The sequence below is a fragment of the Mesorhizobium sp. A556 genome (assembly GCF_054489545.1).
In genome coordinates, this window is sequence record NZ_JBTMXA010000039.1 from 1 (window position 1) to 4,295 (window position 4,295).

6 protein-coding genes are annotated in these 4,295 nt (G+C 56.6%); 5 read left to right on the plus strand and 1 reads right to left on the minus strand.

What is annotated here, in order from left to right; translation table 11 throughout:
• The 5 genes from ACX3P0_RS25000 to ACX3P0_RS25020 form a co-directional block, all read left to right on the plus strand.
• Positions 1–185 (plus strand): succinate dehydrogenase, cytochrome b556 subunit (locus ACX3P0_RS25000; protein ID WP_459092887.1); only part of this gene is annotated, 185 nt, incomplete at its 5' end.
• Between the two features lie 4 nt (positions 186–189).
• Positions 190–576, plus strand: coding sequence for a succinate dehydrogenase, hydrophobic membrane anchor protein (gene sdhD, locus ACX3P0_RS25005; protein ID WP_459092889.1), 387 nt, complete (start codon positions 190–192; stop codon positions 574–576).
• Positions 577–598: 22 nt separating this feature from the next.
• The gene (locus ACX3P0_RS25010) at positions 599–1,039 is read left to right on the plus strand and encodes a CBS domain-containing protein (protein WP_459092890.1); all 441 of its coding nucleotides are present in this window, start codon (positions 599–601) and stop codon (positions 1,037–1,039) included.
• A gap of 78 nt (positions 1,040–1,117) precedes the next feature.
• Positions 1,118–1,525 carry a pyridoxamine 5'-phosphate oxidase family protein gene (locus ACX3P0_RS25015; RefSeq protein WP_459092891.1) on the plus strand — a complete coding sequence of 136 codons (408 nt, stop codon included), beginning with the start codon at positions 1,118–1,120 and terminating at the stop codon, positions 1,523–1,525.
• Between the two features lie 894 nt (positions 1,526–2,419).
• Positions 2,420–3,034 (plus strand): hypothetical protein, encoded by a 615-nt coding sequence (locus ACX3P0_RS25020; RefSeq protein WP_459092892.1) that lies wholly within the window; start codon positions 2,420–2,422, stop codon positions 3,032–3,034.
• A gap of 714 nt (positions 3,035–3,748) precedes the next feature.
• On the opposite strand, the gene ACX3P0_RS25025 is transcribed toward ACX3P0_RS25020, so the two are convergent.
• A partial coding sequence (locus ACX3P0_RS25025; protein WP_459092894.1) for a hypothetical protein occupies positions 3,749–4,295 on the minus strand: 547 nt, incomplete at its 5' end.

Genomic DNA, 4,295 nt, shown 5'->3' on the forward strand with positions numbered 1-4,295 from the left:
TAGTCATGGTAGCGGCTGTATTTTCGTTCTTCATGCATCTCTTCGGCGGTATCCGGCATCTGTTCTGGGATGCGGGATACGGTTTCCAGCTTCGAACGATCTACGCCTCCGGCTGGGCGGTGGTGCTGGCCAGCTTCGCATTTACGGGAGCAACGTGGTTCCTGAGCGCCCTCGTGGCGGGATAAGACGATGCGCAAGACCGATACCCGCTCCCCAATGAACCGAGCCATCGGACTTGGTTCGGCCAGGAAAGGTGTCGGGCATTGGTGGGCCGAACGCACGACGGCCATCGCGCTGGTTCCGTTGACACTATGGCTCGTGGTGTCTCTCGTCACTCTGTCTGGGCGCGATTATACCAGCTTCGTGGCCTGGCTCAGAATGCCAATCTCGATGGTCTGCATGGTCCTGCTGCTGGTCGCCTTATTTTATCACATGGCACTCGGACTTCAGGTTATAGTCGAGGACTACGTCCATTCCGCAGTCAGGTTTCCGGTCTTGATCGCAATGCGCTTCGGCTGCTTCGCACTGGCGACAACCGGCATCGCGGCGGTGCTGCGTATCTGCTTTGCCTATTGAGAGGACGCGAAAGGAAGAGATTATGCTCATCGATAGGGTCCTACCCGCTGCCAGCAAGCGGCTCGTCACCGTCGGATATGATGCACCGTTGCTAGAGGCGGCGCGACTGTTGAGCGGATCGTCGGACCTTGTCGTCGTCTGCGCTTCGGACGGCCTTTTGAAAGGGGTGGTTACGAAAACGGATGTCGTTCGTCAGATCGGCCGGTGCCAGGGTTCCTCATGTCACCTCGCTATTTCGTCGGTGATGACCCAGGACCCCACCATTTGTCGGCCGACTGACTGGTTGCACGACATCTGGTCGCTCATGAAGGAGCGGCGGCTGAAGAACGTTCCCATCACCGACGCAGGGTCTGCACCCATCGGAGTACTCAATGCGCGCGATGCGCTCGAAGCTCTCATGCTGGAAGTGGAGCAGGAAGAGACGCTTTTGCGCGATTATGTCATGTGTGTCGGCTATCGTTGATGGAAAGGTTCCAAAAGCAGGCGCTCTCACACCGTTCCAGATCGCGCAGCGCCGCAACCGGAAACACAGGAGACAGCGATGAACGTAACCGACATGACACGCGAAGAAAGCATTGACGTTCTCTCAGTCAACCGGCTTGGTCGCCTGGCCTGCGCCCGAGAAAATCAACCTTACGTTGTCCCGTTCCATTACGCGTTTTCCGACAATCATCTTTATAGCTTTTCGCTGATGGGTCAGAAGGTTGAATGGATGCGCCAGAATGATCAGGTCTGCGTCCAGGTCGACGAGATGGAGAGCGCTCGGAAATGGCAAAGCGTTGTGGTTTTCGGCGCCTACGAGGAATTGCCCGCCACACCGCAATGGGAGCGTGAGCGCGGACACGCCTGTCACTCCTGCAGCAACACGCAAACTGGTGGGAACCAGGGGATATCAAGCCGGCCTCACAAGCCGCCACTAGCGCTTCGGCACACTTGTTTTACCGGTTAAGAATAGAAACAGTCACCGGCCGACAAGCCCGCTGACATCCCTGTTGCCCCTTCGCTGCCACACCTGTTTCCTGATCTGCCCGGAGAGGGCAGATTTTCATCCCCCGCGTCGGTTTAGGAAACAGCTAAGCCGGTCGGCGAAAACTATGTCGGCATTGTTATGCGTAAGCGGAGACATTTCTCGCTCTATTTGAGCACCACATTCTCGGTGGGATAGACGATCTTGCCGCTACCGCGCACGACAGCACCGGGCGTAAGGCTCGCCTCGTCGAATTTCGATGTCATTATTGTGAATGTGCCGCAGTAAAGCCGCCGGCGGCACGATAATCTCGGATGGAATGGGCGGGAGGATGTTCTCAGCGAGCATGACCCGTCCCCGCAGAGATAACCTTGTTTGTTCAACGACGCCGGTGATCGATGCGAACATATCGAGGTCTGATCGTTTGATTGGATGCGCGATCGGCGATCAAAATTCTCAACGCTCAATCTGCAGGCAGTGCGAGTGAACACGCTCAGGAATTGTCGAGCATAAAGCTCTATCTCAGTTTATACCGTTGCGCGCTTGGTGGCCTCGCCGGAAGGTCATAAGAATAGTGGCCGCTGCCTTTATACGATGGGCGTGTTCGGAGCAATTATTTCGCCGTGCTCCAACGGACGAAGAGGAGAAGGATGAGCGGTGGGTTAACCAACCGCTCGGACAGCTGGACATCAAACGCGTAGACCAACTCCTGTTCGATCCTCTTACCGCACTTTTTTGCAACCAAAACATCACGGACACGTTATCTGGTTATCCGCAATCAAGGGAGAGAGAACGCCGTGAACGGAATAATTTATCTAGTCGGCCTCGTCGTGGTGGTTTTGTTCGTTCTGTCATTTCTCGGACTACGGTAGGATCATGGCCGAAACAATCCTGACCGGAAACGTTCCCGTTGGCCCAGCAAATGGCGCCGGTTCGTCCTATCTTGAATGGGGCGGCATCTTCGGAGGGGGTGTTATTGCCTGCGCGATTTCAGTGGTTTTCTTGCAGTTCGGTTCAAGCGCTGGCTTGGCTCTCGGTTCTCCCACCCTTGCCCATGGCGGCGCCTCCTGGAACGTGCTGGTGGCCGGGTTGTGGGTGGTTGTGGTTGCTATCGCCAGCTCCGCAGCCGGTGGTTATGTGGCCGGCCGAATGCGGACGCGCTGGGGCGATGGAACCGAAAGTGAGAGCGAATTTCGCGATGGGATACATGGCATCGCAGTATGGGCTCTTGCCACGCTCGGCGCGGCGTTGTTCCTTGCAATGATCGCTGGCAACGGCGCCGCCAATGTGATCAATGTTGCGGACGCGGGACCCAGCGAAACAACAATCCGCCTTTCAGCCAATATCAAGGCCATATTCAGCTTCGCGACGGCGGCGGGTTCTGCGCTTGGTGCTGCGGCTGCATGGTTTGCCGCGACTACAGGAGGAGAACACCGCGATCATGGAATTGCCTTCCACCAGATCGTGCCTGTTTTGCTGCGCAAGCGTTAACGCTCGAAACAACAGCTTATCGCGGCATTTACGCCCCGTTTCGTGCGAGCCTGCAAGGTTCGCGCCGAGAGCACGAGTCGATCCCTGTTGAAAATCCTTGCGTCCTCTCGGTAGATTAATCGCTCTTGCGTTCAACTGAAAAATCGCCAGGACATCTTGCCGATCAGTCTGCTGGACGTCAGCACTATTTGATAGCGCCGAAGGAGGGAAAATGACGATCGTTACCGCTCCGCATTTGCGGCGTAGGCCCAACTGCAGTTCTACCCGTTGCTTTTAGCGGCAGCCGGAGTCGTCATACTTCTGACAGCTTGGTTGCCAATGCTTCTCAGCAAACTACCACTCTCGCTCCCGATGGTCTGCATTGGGATAGGCGCGCTCCTGGCCTGGTGACCAATCTCCCGATTGCAGAGTTTAACCCTCTCAAAAACCGGCTGCTTACCGCGCGTCTTTCCGAGTTCGTCGTCATCATTGCGCTCATGAGCGCTGGACTGAAAACTGATCGTCGCGTCAGCTGGCGAGGCTGGGAGTGAGGCAGAGAAACAGAAAGCCCGCATGACCATCACTGTGCGGGCCGGTTGGTGCCTACGATTTGCTTAAGCCAGGGCGCGGGCCTATCCTCAATCACTTGCGGTTTCTGACAAGGGCGCCGCCGGTGAGGGTGCGTATATCCCTCGCCCCAACATAAGGAGGAAGACCATGTCTTCCCCATCCAGATCACAACAGCATCTCACTCCTGCCAACATGGCGATGATCGAACGGGCGCTTGCAAGAGTTCGTCAGCTTTACGAATTCGACCGTCATTCTCAGGACGAAAAGCAGGTCGCAGCCGTCTTGGTCGGTGAATTCCAGCGGCGCAATAATACAGAGGACGGACTTGTTGCCGTGTTCCTTGGAACGTCGGACACCGCTGTCCACGCAATGCGGAAAATCCAGATGAGAAATTCGCTCGATCGCTGGGATAACGAGGGCGGCGCGGCCAAACCGCTGACCGAACTCTCTGCCTGAAACGCGAAAAGCCCACCGCCGCCTGAGCGACAGCCGGCGGCTTAAATTTGCAGATGGCAAAAAAAGCGTTAGATCGGGTAGGTTGATACGTGGCGATTGCAGACGCTCCGCGACACGCTGGAGGACGATGATGGCCGACGAAAAAGAAAAACCTGTCAACGGCGGAGCAAAATCAGGCCAATGGGCGGAGTAAAACCAGGCCACGGTTTGCGTGCGTATGAGACCGCCGGGAGGGCGTAGCCCGAGCGGGGGTCTC

Excerpts from the sequence above, each read along its gene's own strand:
- sdhD (WP_459092889.1), top strand. The coding sequence starts at position 190 with ATGCGCAAGACCGATACCCGCTCCCCAATGAACCGAGCCATCGGACTT.
- ACX3P0_RS25010 (WP_459092890.1), top strand. The coding sequence starts at position 599 with ATGCTCATCGATAGGGTCCTACCCGCTGCCAGCAAGCGGCTCGTCACC.
- ACX3P0_RS25015 (WP_459092891.1), top strand. The coding sequence starts at position 1,118 with ATGAACGTAACCGACATGACACGCGAAGAAAGCATTGACGTTCTCTCA.
- ACX3P0_RS25020 (WP_459092892.1), top strand. The coding sequence starts at position 2,420 with ATGGCCGAAACAATCCTGACCGGAAACGTTCCCGTTGGCCCAGCAAAT.